A 22,814-nucleotide genomic window follows, 5' to 3' on the forward strand; every position below is an offset into this window, starting at 1 on the left:
AAAGTTATTCAATTTTAAACCCGATTCCACCATCTACAATAATGTTTTGACCCGTAACAAAAGATGCATCGTCAGAAAGAAGCCATTTTACAGCTTTTGCTGCTTCAAATGGATCACCAATTCTACCTAATGCATTTAACTTCTGATAGGATTCATTTAGCTTTACTTTTTCCTCTGGAGATAGAATAGAGAATTTTTCTTCTAGCATAGATGTACGAAATGCACCAGGACAAAGGGAGTTAATTCTTATATTTTGATGACCATATTCTTGAGCAACTGATTTCGTCAAAGCTATAACCCCACTTTTTCCTGCAGCATACACACCAGTTCCTGCAGAACATAAGAGTGCATCCATAGAAGATGTATTAACGATGACGCCACTATTTTGTTTTGTCATTACTTGTAACTGATATTTCATACAAAGCCATACACTTTTTAACGTAACATTAATTAAATGGTCAAAATCTTCTTCCCTGAACTGATGTGTAGCATTAGAAGAAGCCTCTGTGTTGGCCGCATTATTAAAAGCAATATCTATGCTCCCAAATGTGGAATATGTTTGGCTAACAAGCTGTTTGACATCCTGACTATTAGTTACATCCGTTTTAATAAAGATCGATTTGGGAGACCACTTTTTTAACCTGGAAAGGGCCTCTTCTCCTTTTTCAATACTTCTAGAGGCAATAACAACATGCATACCCTCTTTTGCCAATAATTCTGCTGTAGCTAAACCAATCCCCGATGTCCCACCTGTAATGATACCTACCTTTTCTTCAAACATATATTTCTCCCCTTTTAAGTTCAATGAAATCTGAATAGATTAATTCTATCAAATTTTGGAATGTTTTTTAGAGAAATACTGTTTGTATATCTGTATACGATATACAAAGTTAGTTAACATAATGTGCCTTATCGGCACTCAAACAGTAAACAAGAGGATAACTATCAAGTTATCCTCTATCCTTTCCAGTTCCAGGTATAATAAAGTCTGATCTTTTATTGGGTTCATGTTCTTTTACATAGATATCTTCAGAAATCATCCAATTATTTTCCCATATGTTCCTAGAAGCATCTCCATCTCTTTGAATTCCCCTAGCTAGCCTTATTTCCCTCGAACAATCAACCCAAACAGTAAAATCATATTTATTTTTTAATTCTCTACGAGTTGAATATACGCCTTCAATGATGACAATTCCGCCGATAGGCACTACATGCCATTCTGCTAAATCATCCTTTTCCCAATCATATCGCTGATATCGTCCTTCTATTTCTTGACTAATTGGCTTTAGCACATCATTTAATAAACGTTCCCAATCAAAGTCTGCACCAATAGGCTTTTTGGTTGGATGAGTATTTATAATTTGGTTAGAAGGAAGATAAAAATCATCCATATGAACAATGGTCACATTAGCAAACTCTTCTTTTAACTTTTCAGCTAATGTACTTTTTCCAGAACCCCCACAGCCATCAATTCCTAATAAAAGTGTAGATTGTTTTTTAGAAATTCTATGTATAGAATCGACTAATTGTTGAAAAAGGTTCATTTTAATCACCGCCTTGTACTAATTACAATGATATAATTCTGTTCATTTCAAAAAAAACCTTTATAGTTTTAAATATGTATACTTTATACATATTTAGTTAACATAATCCGCATTCTAGGCAGTCTTATATAATTCACACTCTCTCCCTTTGGCTTAAAAACAAGTGTATAATTGGAATATATTATCATAAGAGAGGTGTTTTTATGAAGAATAGACCAATTTCATCCGTATTCATCACAACAGTTCTAATTGGACTTTCACTTTTAATTAGTGATTTTTTTAATAGTAAGAGGGCCTCATATTTAGAAGGGCTTTTCTCCGTTAGTTCAGTACTTTTTATTATGGGTTTAGGAGCCGTATTATATATTTTATTAGTACCGAGCTATGCTTTAATTGAAAATAAATTCAGATCCTCAAAATTCTTTTTAAAGCTCTTACTTTATATACTCATTGCTATAATACTTTCTCCAATTATTACATTGATTGTAGAACACAAACTATATTTAGATACACATATTACATCAATTTTAATCAGTTCCTTTATTGTATTTTCACTTCTAACTTATAAAAAACAAGTGAATTCTTAATGTATACAGTATGCAAAGCTAGTTTACATAAAGTCTCTTAAAGGAACCAAGCAAGCAAAAGAACCCTTGCGGCAGTAGGGTTCAGCTAAGGATTCTTTTGCTTGAGTATGCAGCTTTTTATACACCGTTGATATGACGATGATCTTCAGGTGTGTGGTTGAAGAAAGAATGTATAAAAAGCGCTCCTTTTATACATATGCAAAAACAAGAAAAATATATATTTATTGGTAAAATATGATATAATTTAGTCGTTGTAGCATTCATTCTTCAACGAGCATAAAAAGCAACCTCGCTTGCCAATTGTCGAGGTTGCTTTTTATTTTGCTTACCTTTTGACCAGACCCATTATAACCTAATACTATATTTTAAATATGTACAGTAAGCCCGAAATAAAAAACAGCGTACCTTCATGGTACGCATGATAAATAGCCGTATTTTTATGATTTTTTATCAAAAATACGGCCTCATCTATCTTCTATTACATGTTGCTTGAATCATTTTAGACCAAGGCATGTATTGATCTAGAATTTCAGGATTTTGATGGATGCCGATATTCGGTAGATCCGTCAAAAGTTTCTTTATATATTCATAGAAATCAATGCCATTACTTTTTGCAGTTTCTGCGATACTCAAACAGATGGCATTCGCTTTTGCACCGGCTTCACTAACACTAAAGAGCCAATTTTTTCGACCAATGACATTGGGGCGGATGGCGTTTTCGGCTGGATTATTATCAATCTCAATGCGGCCATCGTTCAAGAATGCTCTAAGCCCATTTGCTCGATTCAACGTATATTCAGCTGCCTTTGCGAGGGCATTTTTTCCGTAGAATGGTGATGTTTCAATCCAGTTAAGAAATTTGTCAACGATTGGCTTCGAGTATTTTTGGCGTTTTTTTCTGCGCTTGCTCGGAGACAAATGTTTAAATTTCCTTTCTAGTCGATATAATTCATCACAATACTTCACACCAACTTGGCCATTCTTACTGTCGGCTTTCAACCAATAACGACGAACATGAGCCTTATCCGAGAACTTAGATAAGGCACATTATCCAAGAAGTTTGATTATCCGAGAAGAATTACTGTATGTCCTTAAAATACAGCAATTCTTCTCTTTTTTCTTAGATAATTATTTGATACACATTTCGGTTTTCAATTCAGAAAATCTGGAATTCTATTTGACCTTTGAGAAGTTTTTCTTTCATCTATATTTGAAGGGAACCATTTTTCATTCCACTCTTTTAAATGCCTGTTAACCGTGTCTTGGGAAATATCCGCATAAATCTGAGTCGACTGTAGAGATGCATGTCCCAAAAAATTCTTTATCACAACCAGAGGAACACCGGCTTCAAGCATATGGCTGGCAGTTGTATGTCTCATAGAATGAGGTGGATAACTACCAGCAAGAAACATGGACGGTTTTTCTTTTTTAGCAACGGTAATATACTTTTTGAATATTCCCTCTATACAGGAAACCGACATCTGCTCATGCGTTTGGCTTGAAAATATATGCCTTTCAGGTTTATCACTGATTTTTCTGTGCTCAATATACTTCTTAAGTGGGGTGGCACAGGCGATAGGAATACCGATACGGCGGCTCTTTCTGCCTTTCCCCGTAATATTTAGTGTAGCGCCTTTTGGATGAAACTGAACATTTCCGACCGTAAGGTCACATATTTCTTGTGCACGCGCTCCGCTTGCATACATAAGACTTAGCAAGATTTTATCTCTGAGACTAATTTCCCTGTTTTCATTAGGAAGGGCTAAAAGTATTGTGACTTCCTGACGGGTAAAAATCGCTCTTTGCTTATGCTGGCTTTTTTTCATAGGAATCTTATTCACACTATTCCTGAAAACAGAAGCCGCAGCAAAATCCCGGTTTTGTGCATAGGCAGAAAAAGAGTTTATTGCAGACAACCGCTGGTTTTTAGTAGATGCACTGCAACCACGTACCGATTCAATCCATGTAAAAAATTCTGTTAATGTTATATAATCAAGTTTTTCAAAGGTAATTTTGTCAGCTTCGATTCCTTTTTCCTTGTACATGAATTCGATGAGCAGGCGGAATGCATATTTATAGGATTTAACTGTATTGGGACTTGCACCTACGGAACATGGAAGATAGGTGGTAATAAAGGCGTCAAGGAGCCTTAAAAAATCAGATGCTTTATTCATCATAAGACACCTCCGGGAAAACCTGCAGTGTGTAATCCTCAAACAGTTCCATAGCTTCAGGAAATAATTCGCTGCTGAATTTCAGATAACTCTCCGTTTCTTTAAGGTTGTCATGTCCTAGATATATGGATAAATAGGGAACGGAAGCATCAATCGAACGCCCTGACTTTTCAGCTTCTGCAAAGGATTTAAAGGCAAACACATGCCTCAGGCAGTGAAGGCATGGTCCACGTTCCCGTTTTGCTTTACCTTTCAACGATATGCCGGCATATTTCAGTATGGTATTGAGTTTATTACGGGCAGCTTTTACAGAAAGCGGTACTTCCTGTATTGCACTGGGGAACAGTAATGCTTCGGCTTTTCCTATCAACCCCATTGCTAAACAGTATCTAATCAAGATTGATGTCAAAGTCTGATGCATAGGTACTAGCCGTTGCTTGTCTCCTTTTGTCTGTTTTAGAATGAGGATTCCACCATCGAGATCCACATCCTTCATCTTCAAAGCTAGAGTTTCCCCTACGCGCAACCCACAGCCATACATGATTCGGAGCATCATTGGAAACTCAAGCTGGATATAAGGATTCGGTTGGCTCTTTGTAAGGGTAATATTATCGGATAATAAAAAAATCCTTTTTAGTTCCTCGTCAGAAAAAATATACGGAACATAATCATCTGTAACCTTCGGTATTGGAGGCATAAAAACCCTAATTCCAATACTGCTTAAATACCGGAGAAACAGTCGTATAACAATAACCTTATTGGCAATGGAACTGCTTTTTCCTGATAAATTTTTAACCCATTCGGTTATGACACTCTCAGAAATTTCCTTATGTTGAAGATTACAATCTATCAAATAGCTATCGAAGGTGGTAAGATAATGGCAATCATGAGCATAGGCACTTTCACTTAGTACAGCTTCTCTCATTGATAAGAAATCGGCAAACTCAATGTGCAAGATGCTTTTAAAGTCCTGCATAACTTCGCCCTCCATTCAGAAAAGCTTCGAACACACCGGAAGGTGCAGGTACCGCTATTGCATATTCACGTAAACGTTCTATATCAACTTTTGCATAATGCTTTATTGCGTTTGGATCCGTATGTCCAAGCACTTTACGTACAACATCATATGGTACTTGATCATTAACCATGGAGCTAGCGAGAGATGACCGGAATGTATGTAAACCATGCTTTTTATCAGAAATGTCAATGCCGGCTTTTCGAAAATATCGTGTAGTTGCAAATCGAATAGCCGAAGTGGTTATTCCTTGATAAGGAGCATTCTGACGGAGAAATATACGACATTCATCATTAACTGTCGGACGTGCTTTTTCCATGTAATTCATAATAGCTTCTTTTATTTCCGGGAGCAGTGGTAATTCTTGCGGTTGTAGGGTCTTTTCCTGAACTATGTGAATAGAATTGCCCTCAAAATCTATTTCATCAAAAGTCAAGCCTGCGATATCTCCAGAACGCATCCCAAGCCGAGTCGCAAGAAGTAGCATCGCATAATTACGTATTCCGATTTTACTTGACCGGTCTATAGCATTTTCAAACCTGAGGATTTCATCCTCCGAGTATGTAGCAGGGACCATAAATGGTCTTGTATAATGGGGGACAATGGTGGCATAATCGTATTCAATCACGTTTTCTTTGTAAAGATATTTAAGGAACATTCGGATAACCGCCCAAGCGTCCTTATTATGAAACATCAAACAGGCTTTACATATCTGTGTGGAATTTATATATCTTATGTCATTACATCCTAAAGTCATCAAAAAGATCAGAAAATCTCCACAGAATTTTCTTTTTCCTTTAATGGTTCCTGGCCGATTTCCATCCTGCTTACAAAATGACAGGTAATCTTCAAGCAAAACCGCATGGTTTTCTGGCAACTTAACAGATGATTTTTTCCGTTGGGGTGAGTACTCCCTTCCATCACAATAATCGCTTAATCTTCCTATTACTGTACTAATTGTCTTTTGAAAAGAAACACTTATTTCATGAGTGGAAATGTAATCCTCAACAAAAGCTTTCCCGATTTCGGAAGAATACGTAGATATTTCATTTAGCTGCGTATATAGTGCAAGGTTTTTTAATATTCGCCGGTAATTGTTCAGTGTTTCCTTTCCATAGCATTTTAATTGAAGCTCCTCTAACAATCCATGTGTCAGTTGTTCGACTGACTGATTCTCTTTTTCCATAAGATAATCCTCCTATACAATTGTGTATGGTTACATTTCCATCATTGCATAAAGGGATCATAATTATTCGAGAAAAAAGATAAGGAATAATGTGATTATGCGGAAATTCTCAATTCTTCTGGGATAATCAAACTTCTTGGATAATGTGCCCAACAATTTGCGAAGGTAATTCCGCCAATCTTATCATAGGCAGAGTAACCATCACAAATAATTGTACCGGAATACCCCTCCGTGAAACTTTCAAGGACGGACCGAGCCCGTGATAAAGAGCTTTGAAATAGAATAATCAAGGGACCTTGGCTTGGCACACTTCGATATACCCAGTTATAGGCATTGGATTGACCAGATTTCCCATCAGAACGATGAATAATTTGGGAATACGTTTCGTCGACATGTAGAACAGACTTAAACATCATCAACTCTTTCATTCGTTCATAAATAGGTAGTAGCCAATCATGTGCTGCATGTATGACCCAATTAGAAAGATTTTTATCATTCGTATCTAGACCATAACGTGACCATTCCTTGACCTGGCGGTAAAGGGGTAAGTATTGCGCAAATTTATCATAGATGACTTTCGCAAGCACGCTAGGGCTTGCGATGCTACGTTGAATCGGTGGCTGTGGTGCTTTTCCACGCTTAATTTGTGCGGATTGTGATGCATCACTTTTGCAGTTCCTACATTCGTAGGCATGTTCAATATGCTGTACTTTCATCATTTTTGCGGGAATAAATGTAGCTTCTTCACGGACAACCGTTCCGCCGATTTCAACCATTTGATGTTGACAACAGTCACAGATGGTATTGTCTGGATGATGATGGATCGCTTCTATTTCTACATCATCTCGCAATGAATCATTTCTCTTTTTCTTCTGGATGTTTCGAACAACAGTATAAGAAATCGTCTGTTGGCTTTGTTCTTCTGTGTGCTCAGAATCAGTAAAAGACGGGTCATCCTCAAATAAGGACACTTGCCCGTCGGGCGTATTGTATTTGGATTTTTCTGTTTTAGAGCCATATAAGAGTTTTGTTAAATGTTGAAGTTGTTGCGTCAACGATTCAATCTGTTTCAATGATTGATCCAACTTTTTCGATAACTTTTTATTTTGTTGATTCGAATGAGCTAATTGTTCTTCAAGCAGTCGAATTAATTTCTCATCTTTACTTTTGTTATTAGAAGAAGCGTTCGACACAACATTCACTACTTTCCGTTCAGTTTCGTTCCTCCTATTATAATCAGTTTGAATAGTGAAATAAAGATAAAAGTACCAACTTGAACGATTTTAGAACGCGCCTTTTAGTGATGGTTGAATGGCTTTTGGTTGCTGAATGGATAACCCTTCAAGTAACCATCGGAGCTCCTGTTGTGAAAGATTACGTACTTCATTTTCATCTTTTGGCCATTGAAGTTTTCCACTATCTAAACGCTTATAAAGCATGGCGAAGCCATCGCCATCAAAATACAGACATTTGTAGCGATCTTTACTCCATCCTGAAAATAAGAAAATGGAATCGCCATATGGATCAAGTTCGAAAGAATCTTGAATCAGTGTGGCAAGCCCGTCTATGCCTTTTCGCATATCGGTCTTTCCGCAAATGATGTAGATATTTTTCACACTTGTATAATCGTATTTCACAGATGTTTCAACTCCCTCATAACGGTTTGGATAACGTGCTCACCTACGCCGCCATAGAAGGATATTTCCGCGTTTGCCGTTTTGATCGTGCAAATGCTTATTGAAGGATCTTTTGAAGAAGTGGATGATAAAGAATGTTTAGTATCTGGGTGTAGTGTGACGGGGACAATCGTTAATTTTTGTTGTGGCATAAGACATGCACCTCCTTTGATTCATACATGTATCGTACCAGAAGGTGCTGCGTGTTTATATGCGTTGTTTGAATGGGGGCTTACTATGTACATGTATATATTTTACTTTTATCAACTATTAAAAGCAGCTATGATCAACCGCACATGTAAGAAAAAGACCTTAAAGTTTAAGGTCTTTTCCATTTTTAATAATTCGTTTACCTAATGGCTTTGAAAAGCCTGTACTTTTGTCTTTATAGCCCATATTAAGGTAGAACTTATGGGCTATCTTTCTCTCTTCTCTATTTCCACTATTCAACATAATATAAGTTGCTTCTTGTCCTATCGCCCATTTTTCTGCCTCGTTCATTAATTTCTGGCCAATTCCTTTACGTCTATGGTCTACAATAAAAGCGACAATTCTTACATAGGAGCTATCATACTCATAAAACAAGTTATGACATAGTCCCACCATTCCAACTACCTTGTTATTCAGTTCAGCTACTAATGTATAATAATTAGGTTGAGACTGGATTTTACTAAATCTACCCTCTAGCTTTTCTAAAGAAGTCGGATAGCCAAGCTGATCCATTAAATGCACCAATTGAGGTATGTCTCCTGTCTGAAACTCCCTTACTCTCATTATTTTCTCCTTTAACCTTTTAGTCTTTGTCCGTAGTAAATTCTATAATCTTAATTAGAATCCTCTGGGACTGATAGAATATACAAGGTTAGTTACTATAAGTCATGTTCTAGGAATAAAAATCTTCTTTTAAAATCGCAAAAATTTTTGTATCACGAAATTTACCTTTAATAAATTCATTTTTTCTTAAAATGCCTTCAAATTTCATTCCTACCTTCAACATAACATTTTCTGAACCAATATTGTCAATATCACATCCACCTTCAATTCTGTTCAGACTAATGCATTCAAAGCCAAATTTAATTAATTCGCTAAGAGCTTCAGTTGCAAATCCATATCCCCAGTAATTCTTGTTTAAGACATAACCAACTTCTGCCTTACTATGTTGATTAGACCAATCTACAAAAGCACATGTGCCAATAACCTTGTTACTTCCTTTATGGACAATTGCCCAATCTGCAGATTGTCCCCTCTTATATCCCTCAATAACTACATTTACAAAGTTATTCAACGTTTCTTCTTTGTTTCTATTAGCTTCCCAAGTCATATGATGAGCTACTTCTATATCAGAAGAGAATTCAAATATATCGTCAACATCATCTAATGTTATCTTTCTTAATAAAAGACTTTGGGTTTCTAGTAATGGAATTTCACTCAAAAACTTTTCTATAACCATAATTAATCCCCTTTATCAATCAAAATCTCTTATCAACTATTTCTTTTTTCCTTCTAGATTTCCCTGTTTGTTCTACGTTTTATAAAGGATTTCATAGTAAAAAAAAGAACTGTAAAGAGGATCTTAATTTTTACATATAGGGAGATAAGCAAATGACGAAAAAGAATGAATGCTTAGGCTGTAAGATTGCTAAAGGATTGGTCCCTCCTGGACATATTATTTATGAGAACGAACATATTTGTTGTACGTTAGATATCGCTCCTTTTAATGAAGGGCATTTATTAATATTACCAAAGCAACACTTTCACGATATTGATGAGATAGATATAGATACACAAATAGAGATAAATAAAGCTACAGTAAATATGATAAAGCTAATTAAAAAAGTGTTTAAGCCACACGGCGTTACTACCTGTGCAAATGGTGGAAGGTTTAATGAATTGGGCCATTACCACCTTCATATCATTCCTAGATACAAAGGCGACGGTTTTACTTGGAGTGAACCAATTGATAATAAAAGTGCTGAAAACTACCTAGAAAAGACTAAGGATTTGCTAATTAATAATCTTTCAAACTAGTCATCCCTAGTTACCACAATTACAATTATCGGCATTTAAAAAGAGGCTGGGACATAACTAGCCAAAAATAATGAAAAAGGGTTCTCATCATCGCATTTTGATGATGAGAACCCTTTTTTGTTGATCTGTTTGATTGGTCTATGCACATTTTACGCTGGAGGCGATGTACTTTCGTACATTCACCGCCATGAACGCAAACCCTAATTCGTTTTTCACGTTCTCTTTGCCTCTTACGGACATTCGAGTGAAACGCAAATTAGCCCCTGAGTCCGTGACGTAATTAATAATAAATGTGCCCACAAAGCCTGATATAATAATGTTATCAGCTGATTTATGTTGATAATTTTATTTCACCAGGCAGGTGTTGAAATTGGTTAAGTTTATTTTAGAAGATTCCGATGATACATTAACGACCCATTCGGGTCTAGGTTTAATAGGTTTGCTTTTATCAAAAACAAAATTTTACAAACGTTTTTCATCCTTAAAGGTCCCAGAAATCAAGTCGTCTCCGGCCATTCTTAATGGGGATGTTACCACTTCTTATGTGGGTCTATTGTGCCAAGGTAAGAATGATTTCGACCATATCGAAGAATTTCGAGATGATCCCTTCTTTTATCGTGCATTGGATATTCAAGTGGTTCCATCAAGTCCCACACTACGGCAACGACTCGATCAAATTGCCAAGGTGACTGGATGGAAATCCATTGTTCTGGAAGAATCGGCTAAACTAATACGGCAATTTGATTCTCCTGTCACTCCAACAATTACTAGTGACAAAAAATCATACGTACCTCTGGATATTGATGTATCGCCATTTGATAACTCAAATACTAAGAAAGAAGGGGTTAGTCGCACATACAAAGGATGTGACGGGTATTCCCCTAACTTCTCCTATTTGGGTCAAGAAGGCTACGTTGTAAATGTGGAACTTCGGGAGGGAAGCACACACGTTCAAAAGGATACTGAGAAATTTCTCGAGAAAAGTATTATATATTCTCGGATGATTACTGATCTATCGTTATTGGTCCGTATGGATGCAGGAAACGATAGTGTCGAAAACCTAAAAGTTTGTGTGAATGAAAAGGCCGATTTCATAATTAAACGAAATCCTCGCCGTGAAAAGCCTGAAAACTGGCTCATGGTAGCTGAACAATTCGGTAAATGCGTTCAGGAGCGAGAAGGAAAACGTGTATTCTATGGTGCTTTAGAAACAACTCCAAAGGGAATGAAAAAAGCCATTCGCCAAGTCTATAAAGTAACAGAAAGAACGATTGATAAAAACGGCCAAATCCTCTTAATCCCAGATGTTGAGTTTGAGAGCTATTGGACTACCCTACCTAATGAAACAGAGGAAATAATTAGCCTTTATCACGAACATGCCACTTGTGAACAATTCCACAGTGAATTAAAAACGGATTTAGACCTAGAACGTTTCCCTTCTGGGAAATTTGCCACCAATGAATTAATCTTACATCTTGGATGTTTAACCTACAATCTCCTTCGGATTATTGGCCAAGAAAGCCTGAAATCAGGGGATGCGCCGCTTAAAAGAAAGGTCTTCCGTCGCCGAGTAAAAACGGTTATCCAGAATTTGATTACATTAGCTGCAAAATTGGTAAAGCATTCCCGAAGAATTTACTTAAAGTTTGGAAATCATAGTCCTTGGTTTCCTACTTTTAAACGACTGTATCTTTCATTTACAACATAAGCCTAGGAAACTGAATAGGTAATAAGACCTGAAAAAAATTATAGGTAAGCAGGTTTTATTTAGTGTACACAAAAAACAATCAATCCAACTTAAATTAGTACGAATGGCAAGAAAATAAGGAATTCCTAAAATTATCGGAAGAATTATTTTTTATCACGGATTCAGGTAAGGGGTAGTATGGTATATATACGTGCAAAAAGTTTAAATGTAAAATTATCCCCCCTCCCCATGATAATAATACAGAAGATGGGTGCACGATTCGTTCAGTCACTTTATGATATCCTTGTTTTCTTTAAGAACTAATTGCTTATTCTGAAATAATTCATGTGAAAAACTGAGGGAAACAATCCTTACCTCAGGTCAAAAAATAGCTAGAGATTTTCTTTTTTTATATTATTTAATTTAACTTTTGCAAACTTTAGAACGTTCCATGCTCCCCATGAAGCCATTCCAACTCCTAAAACTCCAATCCCTAAAATTCCAAGACTTTTCTTTTCTTTAGAAGTAAAAGTATATCGTAAGCCTTCTGCCAAATGTGGTCTAGTGTACCCAGACTTTATTAAGTCATTTACATCATCTGGCGACAGTAAAACACCTTCGACAGATTGGTATCCTTTAGAAATAAGTTCTCTACTTTCTGCATCTGATATTAGTTTGCCATTTTTCAACCAAGCCATATTTTTACCTCTTTTCGTGCAGATATATATTAAGTTCTGTAAACTTTGTCTACACTTGAAATTTTAACGAAAGGAGCAAGTAAAGTAAATTGTTTACAATTGCCATGATTAATATTATCTACTGAAAATCCCATTCGTTATCGTATCCTCAACTACATGTGTTTTGGGAATAATACCGACTTATATGTCTATCGGAAATCGATACGTAGATGTACTATAAATGGCTCTACATCAACGTTTACAGGGGTTTTTGCATCGAAAAAAGGGTGAAAAATGGCTATTCCATCGTCCAAGCCTATGATAACAATTGATATACGCTATTTTAAGGGTAAATCGGTAAAATCTTGCTTTGTACTGTTTCTATATCAATTGTTATGAATGCAGTCTATCGACACTCTCCGATAGGATTCCGATACATTTTTGCTATCGATTGAAAAAATAAGTATGCTGTGTGGATGGAAGTGTTAGGGGTATTTCCCCAGATCGGCTTTAATCTAAAAATGTAAACTAACCCCCCCACCCTTGCCTAAATACGCTCAAAAGGGCTTAAAATGGCTCTGCTAAGGGGTAAAATCAACGAAAAAAGACGATAGAATAACAATTCCATTGGGTTTTAGGAAAAATATGTAAGTGTTTTTAGGTGCTGCATAATATACAGGATCACTCAACTAAGGGTAAATTTACACAGTGTCCTTGACTAGAAAACAAAAATTTGGTATTTGTACGTGTCAAAAACACAATTATTTTTAGTCTATCGCTATCGGCATTTAACCGTGGTATACGATTAGAAGTGTTATATTTACTAATATTCATACATCAAAAGGTATACATATACATTATATTCAATACTTATACGCTATTTATTCACCAATATTCACGTAATCAAGACTAACAATGTATTCAATGTTGTTACTTGTCATTATATATTACTATCGATCATCCCATATAGACTTTAAGCATTACTTATATTCTTTCTATATAGACGTTAATTCGTCCCTGAACCTCTCTTACACAAATAAATATATAAAGTAAAGACACGGTAACCCAAACTAATTAAAAGGTGGTAATTAAAATGAGAAAAGTATTTATGAAAGCAATGGTATTAAACGAAGCTAAGAACACTAAAGCAGGTTTCAAAAGATACAATGATGAATATGTAATCGAAGTATCCGAAGAAAACTTAAATCCTGAATACCTTTGTAACTATGCTTGGGAACAAGGACAAATGTTAATGACGTTTGAAATCATAGATGAGGAATCAATCGACTTTGGTGAAGATATCGCATTATCATTAAACGCAACAGATAAAGCTATTGTTTCTACTTATATGGCTAGTGTAGAAACGGTTTATGATCTAGAAGAAGAAGTTAAATATTTAGTTGGAGTAATGAATCAAGATCCACCAGTTGATTTAGATAACAACACTTACTATGTGAAATACGAAAGATTTGGTAACAACGGAATTCTAATTGAACAATACGCTGTACAAATGGAGGCTAACTAATATGACTGTTATTACATATCAAGAAGTTTCACTGAGCATTACAGTAAGTAAAGTATATAAATAATCATAAGAATAAAGATTATTTTAAAAATTATGAAAAAAAATTCCAAATTCAACTAAAAAAGTGATATATTAGATATGCTGTTAAATTTAAAAAAGAGGGGAAATTTTGTGAAAAGTAGAACTGTTAAAAAACTTAGTATTATTGCAATTTTGTCAGTAGTGTTTATGTTTAATAGTTATTCCTTTAATTTTTTTGTTAAGGCTGAGGAAATCCCTCCGATAGATGAGGATGATGTGGTTATTATCACAGAAGATGAAAATGAAGTAGAAGAAATAGTTGAAGATATTACTAATGATAAGAAGATTGAAGACGAATATGAAGATATGCAGGATAAAGTTTTAAATGAGGAAATGAATGTTGATATTACGTCATCAGAAAATAGTGAGAAATTAGATGATGCAACAACTATTATTGCAGATGCTTCTGAAATAATAGATAATGAATCATATAAGGAAGAATTACAAGAAGAACTGGAAGAAGGAAAACGAGTATTCATATATGGGGATATTCAAGCGGATGAGTATAAAGATATTTTAGATGTTGAAGAGCTTTCTGTTGATGCTGGAGATGGGGGAGAATTTTTATTCGGATTAACAACAGAAGAATTAAATGAAAAAGCTAAAGAAGATGGTAAACAAGCTGTTATCAGAGAGAATAAAGAAAATAATGAAGAAGAGGAGACAGAGTCTGAATTTGTTAGTCATGTAATAGGATATACATTAGATGATAGTAAAGAATTGCAATATGTAGATGTTACAATACATAACTTTGATGAAGAAGGAAATCCGATTCCTAATACAGAAGAGTCAATTCTAAAAACAACTATGGATATCCAATCAGAAATCATGGATTCAGAACAAGAAAAACATGAAGAAGTACAAGAACAAGAAGTTGCATTTTTTCCGTTTCTAAAAGAAAATAAAGTAGCTGCAGAAAATGTGAGGGTTTTAAATAAATATAATTTAAATACTTATGCGAAACGTCTTGGGGTTTTAGTTGCAGAAATTACTACAGATTATCATTTATATAAAGAAACTAGTGATCAAGATAAAATTTATGACTTCTTTACTTTGGAGCCTGTAACTCAAATTCAAAGTTATAAAGGAATTTGGTCTAACTCCCTTTTTGTAGATATAGATATACCTTATGATACAGATGAGTTGGATAGTTGGTCTCCGAAAGGTGATCAAGGTGGTAAATCGTTTAATGTAGGTTTATCTTATCCGTTTTCTATTGCAATAAGTATGGATTTCGGGGAGAGTCTAACTATAGATGATCAATCAAGTACAAAACTTGACTATGCTAGATGGCTTATGAAGGATCATATCACTGAGCTTAATACCAATATAAGTGGCGAAACTTTTACGCCTGTAGCAGGATGGGCTTCAAAAGGAACATTGGCTACTGTAGGGTTAACAGTTACTGGTAAATTTAGTAATTATATAACTTTCCTGAATCCGTGATAAAAAATAATTCTTCCGATAATTTTAGGAATTCCTTATTTTCTTGCCATTCGTACTAATTTAAGTTGGATTGATTGTTTTTTGTGTACACTAAATAAAACCTGCTTACCTATAATTTTTTTCAGGTCTTATTACCTATTCAGTTTCCTAGGCTTATGTTGTAAATGAAAGATACAGTCGTTTAAAAGTAGGAAACCAAGGACTATGATTTCCAAACTTTAAGTAAATTCTTCGGGAATGCTTTACCAATTTTGCAGCTAATGTAATCAAATTCTGGATAACCGTTTTTACTCGGCGACGGAAGACCTTTCTTTTAAGCGGCGCATCCCCTGATTTCAGGCTTTCTTGGCCAATAATCCGAAGGAGATTGTAGGTTAAACATCCAAGATGTAAGATTAATTCATTGGTGGCAAATTTCCCAGAAGGGAAACGTTCTAGGTCTAAATCCGTTTTTAATTCACTGTGGAATTGTTCACAAGTGGCATGTTCGTGATAAAGGCTAATTATTTCCTCTGTTTCATTAGGTAGGGTAGTCCAATAGCTCTCAAACTCAACATCTGGGATTAAGAGGATTTGGCCGTTTTTATCAATCGTTCTTTCTGTTACTTTATAGACTTGGCGAATGGCTTTTTTCATTCCCTTTGGAGTTGTTTCTAAAGCACCATAGAATACACGTTTTCCTTCTCGCTCCTGAACGCATTTACCGAATTGTTCAGCTACCATGAGCCAGTTTTCAGGCTTTTCACGGCGAGGATTTCGTTTAATTATGAAATCGGCCTTTTCATTCACACAAACTTTTAGGTTTTCGACACTATCGTTTCCTGCATCCATACGGACCAATAACGATAGATCAGTAATCATCCGAGAATATATAATACTTTTCTCGAGAAATTTCTCAGTATCCTTTTGAACGTGTGTGCTTCCCTCCCGAAGTTCCACATTTACAACGTAGCCTTCTTGACCCAAATAGGAGAAGTTAGGGGAATACCCGTCACATCCTTTGTATGTGCGACTAACCCCTTCTTTCTTAGTATTTGAGTTATCAAATGGCGATACATCAATATCCAGAGGTACGTATGATTTTTTGTCACTAGTAATTGTTGGAGTGACAGGAGAATCAAATTGCCGTATTAGTTTAGCCGATTCTTCCAGAACAATGGATTTCCATCCAGTCACCTTGGCAATTTGATCGAGTCGTTGCCGTAGTGTGGGACTTGATGGAACCACTTGAATATCCAATGCACGATAAAAGAAGGGATCATCTCGAAATTCTTCGATATGGTCGAAATCATTCTTACCTTGGCACAATAGACCCACATAAGAAGTGGTAACATCCCCATTAAGAATGGCCGGAGACGACTTGATTTCTGGGACCTTTAAGGATGAAAAACGTTTGTAAAATTTTGTTTTTGATAAAAGCAAACCTATTAAACCTAGACCCGAATGGGTCGTTAATGTATCATCGGAATCTTCTAAAATAAACTTAACCAATTTCAACACCTGCCTGGTGAAATAAAATTATCAACATAAATCAGCTGATAACATTATTATATCAGACTTTGTGGGCACATTTATTATTAATTACGTCACGGATTCAGGACTTTAACAACTAAGAAGACTATAACATATAACTATTAAGTTTTTAAGAAAGGGTTTGTTTATTTTATGGATAAAAACAAACTAGATTTATATTTTAAAATGGCTATTATATTTCTTTTGAGTATTTTCACAGTGACACAAATAGTTTTAGTGGTTGTACTAAAAGATATTTATCAACAATTATTTAATATTTCTCATTCCTTAGTGAATTTATTTGGATGAGTTAATGTTTGTTTGGAGGACTGTTCTATTTTGGACAGTCCTTTCTTAACGATTGACAAATGCCCTCCTGTCAATGAAACTACTAAAAATAATTAGCTATAAATAATGGAGGGGAACTTTATGAAATTAAATCTTAATACTAAATCTAAATCTATTGAGATAATGCTCAGAACATCATTCATGGAAGCTTACTGTGACCGCTTGAAAGAGATGACACAGTTTTTGCTTGATAAAGTGGGACACTTTTTTCCAATTTGAAACGTATATTTTTAATGTTAGCCTCTTTTTGGCTATTTCTAGAAAGAAATTAATGAATGTTTCAGTATTATAATTATGAATCGCCACTCTCAAGATAATGTATACATGCTAATATTTATACACATTTGTAAAGTTGTTCTTGCTGCACGAACGGGGCAGTATTGTTGAGGAAGAACTTTATTAAAATTAAAATAAAATGAGTAATTTTAAACATTGGGGATTGGGGGAAAAGGTCAGTGATAAAAGGACTGTATGAAGGACATTTACCAGTTATAGATTTAGAACGTTCTATCGAGTTTTATGGAAAACTAGGTTTAAAACTGTATAAAAAATATGAGAAAGTAGCCTTTTTTTGGATTGAAGAAGGAAAAAGTTGGATTGGTTTATGGGAAGGAGCAGAATCAAGAGTTCCTTATCACGTTTCATTGAGACATATTGCATTTTATGTTGAATTAGATGATACCTGAGTCCGTGACGTAATTAATAATAAATGTGCCCACAAAGCCTGATATAATAATGTTATCAGCTGATTTATGTTGATAATTTTATTTCACCAGGCAGGTGTTGAAATTGGTTAAGTTTATTTTAGAAGATTCCGATGATACATTAACGACCCATTCGGGTCTAGGTTTAATAGGTTTGCTTTTATCAAAAACAAAATTTTACAAACGTTTTTCATCCTTAAAGGTCCCAGAAATCAAGTCGTCTCCGGCCATTCTTAATGGGGATGTTACCACTTCTTATGTGGGTCTATTGTGCCAAGGTAAGAATGATTTCGACCATATCGAAGAATTTCGAGATGATCCCTTCTTTTATCGTGCATTGGATATTCAAGTGGTTCCATCAAGTCCCACACTACGGCAACGACTCGATCAAATTGCCAAGGTGACTGGATGGAAATCCATTGTTCTGGAAGAATCGGCTAAACTAATACGGCAATTTGATTCTCCTGTCACTCCAACAATTACTAGTGACAAAAAATCATACGTACCTCTGGATATTGATGTATCGCCATTTGATAACTCAAATACTAAGAAAGAAGGGGTTAGTCGCACATACAAAGGATGTGACGGGTATTCCCCTAACTTCTCCTATTTGGGTCAAGAAGGCTACGTTGTAAATGTGGAACTTCGGGAGGGAAGCACACACGTTCAAAAGGATACTGAGAAATTTCTCGAGAAAAGTATTATATATTCTCGGATGATTACTGATCTATCGTTATTGGTCCGTATGGATGCAGGAAACGATAGTGTCGAAAACCTAAAAGTTTGTGTGAATGAAAAGGCCGATTTCATAATTAAACGAAATCCTCGCCGTGAAAAGCCTGAAAACTGGCTCATGGTAGCTGAACAATTCGGTAAATGCGTTCAGGAGCGAGAAGGAAAACGTGTATTCTATGGTGCTTTAGAAACAACTCCAAAGGGAATGAAAAAAGCCATTCGCCAAGTCTATAAAGTAACAGAAAGAACGATTGATAAAAACGGCCAAATCCTCTTAATCCCAGATGTTGAGTTTGAGAGCTATTGGACTACCCTACCTAATGAAACAGAGGAAATAATTAGCCTTTATCACGAACATGCCACTTGTGAACAATTCCACAGTGAATTAAAAACGGATTTAGACCTAGAACGTTTCCCTTCTGGGAAATTTGCCACCAATGAATTAATCTTACATCTTGGATGTTTAACCTACAATCTCCTTCGGATTATTGGCCAAGAAAGCCTGAAATCAGGGGATGCGCCGCTTAAAAGAAAGGTCTTCCGTCGCCGAGTAAAAACGGTTATCCAGAATTTGATTACATTAGCTGCAAAATTGGTAAAGCATTCCCGAAGAATTTACTTAAAGTTTGGAAATCATAGTCCTTGGTTTCCTACTTTTAAACGACTGTATCTTTCATTTACAACATAAGCCTAGGAAACTGAATAGGTAATAAGACCTGAAAAAAATTATAGGTAAGCAGGTTTTATTTAGTGTACACAAAAAACAATCAATCCAACTTAAATTAGTACGAATGGCAAGAAAATAAGGAATTCCTAAAATTATCGGAAGAATTATTTTTTATCACGGATTCAGGTAGCCTTCAGATATCCAAAAACTGGTTCTACGTCAATCTTACGTTTTCCGTAGATTTTACCCGTTTTTTCTTCTGAAAGCAGCTGTTGAATGCTTTTCTTTTGTTGTTCCCACTTTTCGTTATAATGGATTCTTCGGTTCTTTCCTTCCTTCGCCTTCGTACATTGTGAACGAAAAGGACAACCTGAACAGTCTTCACATTCGTACACATTGAATAACCTTGTAAATCCGTAACGGTCTGTGCGATGCGATTTGTAACGAAACGTCAACTTATTCCCGTTGGGACAAGTAAAGGAATCATCTTCTTCATGATAATCCCAATTCGCTGTCTGAAATGGGTCATTCTTAACGCGTTTTTTCTTCTCTTTTCGATACATACTATATGTGATAAGAGGCGTACGCTTTCTGTTCTGCACATCGAGGTAATTCTCTTCACTTCCATATCCCGCATCTGCGACAATATAGTTTGGGAGTTCGAAGTAGTGATGTTCAATTGCGTCAAGAAACGGACAAAGTGTTCGTGTGTCCGTTGGATTTGAAAAGACATCGTAAGCAAGTGTATATTGACCTTCTGTCGCAATTTGCACATTATACCCCGCCTTCAGTTGGCCATTCTTCATGTAGTCATCCTTCATACGCATAAACGTGGCATCATGATCTGTTTTTGAATAACTATTCCGTTCGTTAAAAATCTCCATGTCTTTTTCATACTTTAACTTACGTTTCACAAAGTCTTGAAATTGCTTATACGCTTTCTTCGGTTCTTTTCTGCTTGATCGCAGTTGTTTTCGTTCATCGGCATCTTCACTTGCTTCAATTTCTTTTGTCAACTCTTCAACCTTTTCTTCTAATTTTTTAGTGATTAGAGATAATTCTTCAACAGAAAGTTCGTCCGAACTTTCTCGTTCGATCTGTGGAATAATTTCTCTTTCTACTAGTTCGTCATACAGCTGGGTTGATTTCTCCAAGAGGCTCGCACTATACTTTTCGATTGATTTGCGCCAGACAAATGTGAACTTATTGGCATTTGCTTCAATCTTCGTTCCATCAATGAAGATTGCTTCATTATCAATCTCGTTCTCTTGAATAAGTTGACATCGAAACTGGACAAAGCACTCACGAAGAAGCACTTGAACTTCTGGGTGAACACGAAATCGATTGATTGTCCGATAGCTCGGTTCGTAACCTTGAGCTAGCCACATCATACGTATACTATCTTTGAGAAGCGCTTCAATTTTTCTTCCTGAAAAAACTGACTGTGTGTAGGCACATAAAATGATTTTCATCATCATGCGTGGATGGTAAGCAGGACACCCCGTTTTCTGTAAGAAGCCGGCAAAGGCTTCATCTGGAATATGTTCAACGAGATGATGAACGGCGAAGGCAATATCATTTTCTTGTAATTTTATTTCTAAATCTAAAGGCAAAACCACTTGATTCATGTTATAATTTTTAAACATAAGGACCCTTCTTTCCGATAAGATTTTGTGTGGTAACTTTATTTTATCAGAAGTGGTCCTTATTTTAATGTAAAAATAAACAAAGCCGGTGACATTTTACTCGTCGTAAAATGTCACCGGCTTTTTCGGTTCAGAGGAGGGTTTTGTCCCAGCCTCTTTTCTTTTTACTAAGTATTAAGAACTCTAAGGAATGTTCCTTTTAAGGACTTTTCTAGAGCATACTGATTTAATTCTCTTACTTTGGTGGAGAGCTCTGTTGCTTTCTTCATTCGGGCGTTCCCTACCAGCACAAAGGGATCGATAATCCGAACCTTTTTCTTTTGGTGTATGTCGTAATTTCTCTCATCATTTATTACCTTTTTACTTATATCTTTCATTTTTTTTAGCACTTCAGGGTCTTTACTGTCAATTAACTTCTTCCAAACTGTTTCATCATCTGATAATAAGTCATCAAAATGAATAATCTGCTTGGCTATTGCGATCTTTAATATATCCGTTAGTATGGCATATCCATATACATTTAATGGGTGAAGAAAGAAGTCAACTACCTCAGTATAGTAAGCTTTAACAAACCATTCTGCTGCCTCAATTGTTTTTAAACAAATTTTACCGTCAACCACTCTTAATTCATCTACAAATTTACAAGCATCGTCTAAAGAAATCATATTATAGGTAGATAAATCACGAAGCGTGTAATCGATGCGATCTGCACACAGCGAAGGAAGAGGTTGTTCTAATAAGGACCATTTCTCAATAGGCAATATAGATAAGATATTAAATCCATGCTTTTGTAAAACAGAAGGTATTTCTGACGATTGAATTACTTTTTCAAATATTTGGTCGTGAAAGTCCTGTTCTGGATTATCTAAAACGAAATCTATAACATGAGAAAAAGCTGTATGGGAAATATCATGCAGCAAGCCAGCTATTTGTTCTTCTATAGAACCACCTAATTTTTTAATCAATAGCATGACACCTACAGAATGTTCAAATCGTGTTACATTCCACTTTGGATTTACTAAATAACTTGCGCCGCCTTGGTGAATCTTTTTCAGCCTCTGAAGGGGCTGAGTATGTATTAATTCTGCTAGGACTGGTTCTAAGTGAAAAGATCCATAAATGAAATCATGAATTTTCATAAAACGACTTCACTTTCCCTTCTTTTATCATATCTATATTTATCTAGTAGAATAACGTTCTGCAAGCTTCTCTTTATGTGATCTGAATATTTCTTCTAATGAAATATCATATTTGTTAGCAATAACAATCAAGTTACCTAACACGTCTCCTAGTTCTTCCGTTAATTCTTTCTTATTTTCTTCTAAAGTTCCAACTACTTCGTCTGGTCGATCTCTTCCAATTTCTAAAGCCCTAATAGCTCGTGCTACTTCACCTGTTTCTTCAGCCAGAAAACCAATTCGAATAAAGATATCTAAATCTGACCAACCTCTCATTTTGTAGTAGTCCTTTACCCACTGTTGAAATTCTGTTACGTTCATTGAATGGTTCCACCTTCCTTTTTTAACTTCAACTAAGTTTACCAAATCATCCATTATTATGTATAATCAATAACGGT

Annotated in this window: 20 protein-coding genes and 2 pseudogenes; 6 read left to right on the forward strand and 16 right to left on the reverse strand. The window is 35.6% G+C overall.

Features of this window, described 5'->3' with window-relative positions:
• Positions 1 to 4 precede the first annotated feature (4 nt).
• From NKG37_RS09775 to NKG37_RS09825, 11 genes are all read right to left on the reverse strand, one after another.
• Positions 5 to 781: an SDR family NAD(P)-dependent oxidoreductase gene (locus NKG37_RS09775; RefSeq protein WP_169187810.1), complete on the reverse strand. Its 777-nt coding sequence runs from the start codon at positions 779 to 781 to the stop codon at positions 5 to 7.
• Between the two features lie 169 nt (positions 782 to 950).
• Positions 951 to 1,544 (reverse strand): uridine kinase family protein, encoded by a 594-nt coding sequence (locus NKG37_RS09780; RefSeq protein ID WP_169187811.1) that lies wholly within the window; start codon positions 1,542 to 1,544, stop codon positions 951 to 953.
• 1,055 nt (positions 1,545 to 2,599) lie between these two features.
• Positions 2,600 to 3,130 (reverse strand): IS66 family transposase, encoded by a 531-nt coding sequence (locus tag NKG37_RS09785; RefSeq protein ID WP_254415491.1) that lies wholly within the window; start codon positions 3,128 to 3,130, stop codon positions 2,600 to 2,602.
• Positions 3,131 to 3,282: 152 nt separating this feature from the next.
• Complete coding sequence (locus NKG37_RS09790) at positions 3,283 to 4,308, reverse strand: tyrosine-type recombinase/integrase (RefSeq protein WP_198013198.1); 1,026 nt, start codon at positions 4,306 to 4,308, stop codon at positions 3,283 to 3,285.
• Complete coding sequence (locus tag NKG37_RS09795; RefSeq protein ID WP_254415103.1) at positions 4,298 to 5,281, reverse strand: tyrosine-type recombinase/integrase; 984 nt, start codon at positions 5,279 to 5,281, stop codon at positions 4,298 to 4,300. The genes NKG37_RS09790 and NKG37_RS09795 overlap by 11 nt, the downstream gene beginning before the upstream one ends.
• Positions 5,268 to 6,506, reverse strand: a complete 1,239-nt coding sequence (locus tag NKG37_RS09800; protein ID WP_016203141.1) for a tyrosine-type recombinase/integrase — start codon at positions 6,504 to 6,506, stop codon at positions 5,268 to 5,270. The genes NKG37_RS09795 and NKG37_RS09800 overlap by 14 nt, the downstream gene beginning before the upstream one ends.
• A 95-nt stretch (positions 6,507 to 6,601) precedes the next feature.
• Positions 6,602 to 7,708: an IS66 family transposase gene (locus tag NKG37_RS09805; protein WP_254415490.1), complete on the reverse strand. Its 1,107-nt coding sequence runs from the start codon at positions 7,706 to 7,708 to the stop codon at positions 6,602 to 6,604.
• 81 nt (positions 7,709 to 7,789) lie between these two features.
• Complete coding sequence (gene tnpB / locus NKG37_RS09810; RefSeq protein ID WP_139367959.1) at positions 7,790 to 8,143, reverse strand: IS66 family insertion sequence element accessory protein TnpB; 354 nt, start codon at positions 8,141 to 8,143, stop codon at positions 7,790 to 7,792.
• Complete coding sequence (locus NKG37_RS09815; protein ID WP_025908917.1) at positions 8,140 to 8,334, reverse strand: hypothetical protein; 195 nt, start codon at positions 8,332 to 8,334, stop codon at positions 8,140 to 8,142. The genes tnpB and NKG37_RS09815 overlap by 4 nt, the downstream gene beginning before the upstream one ends.
• Positions 8,335 to 8,494: 160 nt before the next feature.
• Positions 8,495 to 8,956 carry a GNAT family N-acetyltransferase gene (locus NKG37_RS09820; protein ID WP_169187812.1) on the reverse strand — a complete coding sequence of 154 codons (462 nt, stop codon included), beginning with the start codon at positions 8,954 to 8,956 and terminating at the stop codon, positions 8,495 to 8,497.
• 109 nt (positions 8,957 to 9,065) lie between these two features.
• The gene (locus NKG37_RS09825; protein WP_061786471.1) at positions 9,066 to 9,632 is read right to left on the reverse strand and encodes a GNAT family N-acetyltransferase; all 567 of its coding nucleotides are present in this window, start codon (positions 9,630 to 9,632) and stop codon (positions 9,066 to 9,068) included.
• 152 nt (positions 9,633 to 9,784) lie between these two features.
• Here NKG37_RS09825 and NKG37_RS09830 point away from each other — a divergent pair, with 152 nt between their 5' ends.
• Both NKG37_RS09830 and NKG37_RS09835 read left to right on the forward strand, forming a co-directional pair.
• Entirely contained in the window at positions 9,785 to 10,210 is a 426-nt protein-coding gene (locus NKG37_RS09830) for an HIT family protein (RefSeq protein WP_061786470.1), read from the forward strand.
• Positions 10,211 to 10,574: 364 nt separating this feature from the next.
• Positions 10,575 to 11,918 (forward strand): IS1380 family transposase, encoded by a 1,344-nt coding sequence (locus NKG37_RS09835; RefSeq protein ID WP_118977697.1) that lies wholly within the window; start codon positions 10,575 to 10,577, stop codon positions 11,916 to 11,918.
• A gap of 371 nt (positions 11,919 to 12,289) precedes the next feature.
• On the opposite strand, the gene NKG37_RS09840 is transcribed toward NKG37_RS09835, so the two are convergent.
• On the reverse strand, positions 12,290 to 12,595 hold the full coding sequence (locus NKG37_RS09840; RefSeq protein ID WP_254416152.1) for a DUF5516 domain-containing protein: 306 nt from the start codon (positions 12,593 to 12,595) through the stop codon (positions 12,290 to 12,292).
• Between the two features lie 1,072 nt (positions 12,596 to 13,667).
• Here NKG37_RS09840 and NKG37_RS09845 point away from each other — a divergent pair.
• Together NKG37_RS09845 and NKG37_RS09850 are read left to right on the forward strand one after the other, a co-directional pair.
• Positions 13,668 to 14,099: a hypothetical protein gene (locus NKG37_RS09845; RefSeq protein ID WP_254416153.1), complete on the forward strand. Its 432-nt coding sequence runs from the start codon at positions 13,668 to 13,670 to the stop codon at positions 14,097 to 14,099.
• A 171-nt stretch (positions 14,100 to 14,270) separates the two neighbouring features.
• Entirely contained in the window at positions 14,271 to 15,626 is a 1,356-nt protein-coding gene (locus NKG37_RS09850; RefSeq protein WP_254416154.1) for a hypothetical protein, read from the forward strand.
• A 153-nt stretch (positions 15,627 to 15,779) separates the two neighbouring features.
• On the opposite strand, the gene NKG37_RS09855 is transcribed toward NKG37_RS09850, so the two are convergent.
• The gene (locus NKG37_RS09855) at positions 15,780 to 17,123 is read right to left on the reverse strand and encodes an IS1380 family transposase (RefSeq protein WP_118977697.1); all 1,344 of its coding nucleotides are present in this window, start codon (positions 17,121 to 17,123) and stop codon (positions 15,780 to 15,782) included.
• A gap of 818 nt (positions 17,124 to 17,941) precedes the next feature.
• On the opposite strand from NKG37_RS09855, the pseudogene NKG37_RS09860 reads away from it, so the two are divergent.
• A pseudogene (locus NKG37_RS09860) lies at positions 17,942 to 18,166 on the forward strand (VOC family protein); the annotation flags it as partial.
• 103 nt (positions 18,167 to 18,269) lie between these two features.
• Positions 18,270 to 19,613, forward strand: coding sequence for an IS1380 family transposase (locus NKG37_RS09865; RefSeq protein ID WP_118977697.1), 1,344 nt, complete (start codon positions 18,270 to 18,272; stop codon positions 19,611 to 19,613).
• Between the two features lie 167 nt (positions 19,614 to 19,780).
• On the opposite strand, the pseudogene NKG37_RS09870 reads toward NKG37_RS09865, so the two are convergent.
• The 3 genes and pseudogenes from NKG37_RS09870 to NKG37_RS09880 all read right to left on the reverse strand — a co-directional run.
• Positions 19,781 to 21,238, reverse strand: a pseudogene (locus NKG37_RS09870) (IS1182 family transposase); the annotation flags it as partial.
• A 167-nt stretch (positions 21,239 to 21,405) separates the two neighbouring features.
• A complete protein-coding gene (locus NKG37_RS09875) occupies positions 21,406 to 22,377 on the reverse strand; it encodes an HD domain-containing protein (RefSeq protein WP_025911953.1) in 972 nt (323 codons plus the stop codon).
• Between the two features lie 39 nt (positions 22,378 to 22,416).
• Entirely contained in the window at positions 22,417 to 22,737 is a 321-nt protein-coding gene (locus NKG37_RS09880; protein ID WP_025911952.1) for a MazG nucleotide pyrophosphohydrolase domain-containing protein, read from the reverse strand.
• Between the last annotated feature and the right edge of the window lie 77 nt (positions 22,738 to 22,814).

This window comes from Niallia sp. RD1 (genome assembly GCF_024219955.1).
GTDB classification, from domain to species: Bacteria; Bacillota; Bacilli; order Bacillales; family Cytobacillaceae; genus Niallia; species Niallia alba.

Coding starts and splice junctions, on each gene's coding strand:
- NKG37_RS09775 (WP_169187810.1), bottom strand. CDS start 781: ATGTTTGAAGAAAAGGTAGGTATCATTACAGGTGGGACATCGGGGATT.
- NKG37_RS09780 (WP_169187811.1), bottom strand. CDS start 1,544: ATGAACCTTTTTCAACAATTAGTCGATTCTATACATAGAATTTCTAAA.
- NKG37_RS09790 (WP_198013198.1), bottom strand. CDS start 4,308: ATGATGAATAAAGCATCTGATTTTTTAAGGCTCCTTGACGCCTTTATT.
- NKG37_RS09795 (WP_254415103.1), bottom strand. CDS start 5,281: ATGCAGGACTTTAAAAGCATCTTGCACATTGAGTTTGCCGATTTCTTA.
- NKG37_RS09800 (WP_016203141.1), bottom strand. CDS start 6,506: ATGGAAAAAGAGAATCAGTCAGTCGAACAACTGACACATGGATTGTTA.
- NKG37_RS09815 (WP_025908917.1), bottom strand. CDS start 8,334: ATGCCACAACAAAAATTAACGATTGTCCCCGTCACACTACACCCAGAT.
- NKG37_RS09820 (WP_169187812.1), bottom strand. CDS start 8,956: ATGAGAGTAAGGGAGTTTCAGACAGGAGACATACCTCAATTGGTGCAT.
- NKG37_RS09825 (WP_061786471.1), bottom strand. CDS start 9,632: ATGGTTATAGAAAAGTTTTTGAGTGAAATTCCATTACTAGAAACCCAA.
- NKG37_RS09830 (WP_061786470.1), top strand. CDS start 9,785: ATGACGAAAAAGAATGAATGCTTAGGCTGTAAGATTGCTAAAGGATTG.
- NKG37_RS09840 (WP_254416152.1), bottom strand. CDS start 12,595: ATGGCTTGGTTGAAAAATGGCAAACTAATATCAGATGCAGAAAGTAGA.
- NKG37_RS09845 (WP_254416153.1), top strand. CDS start 13,668: ATGAGAAAAGTATTTATGAAAGCAATGGTATTAAACGAAGCTAAGAAC.
- NKG37_RS09875 (WP_025911953.1), bottom strand. CDS start 22,377: ATGAAAATTCATGATTTCATTTATGGATCTTTTCACTTAGAACCAGTC.
- NKG37_RS09880 (WP_025911952.1), bottom strand. CDS start 22,737: ATGAACGTAACAGAATTTCAACAGTGGGTAAAGGACTACTACAAAATG.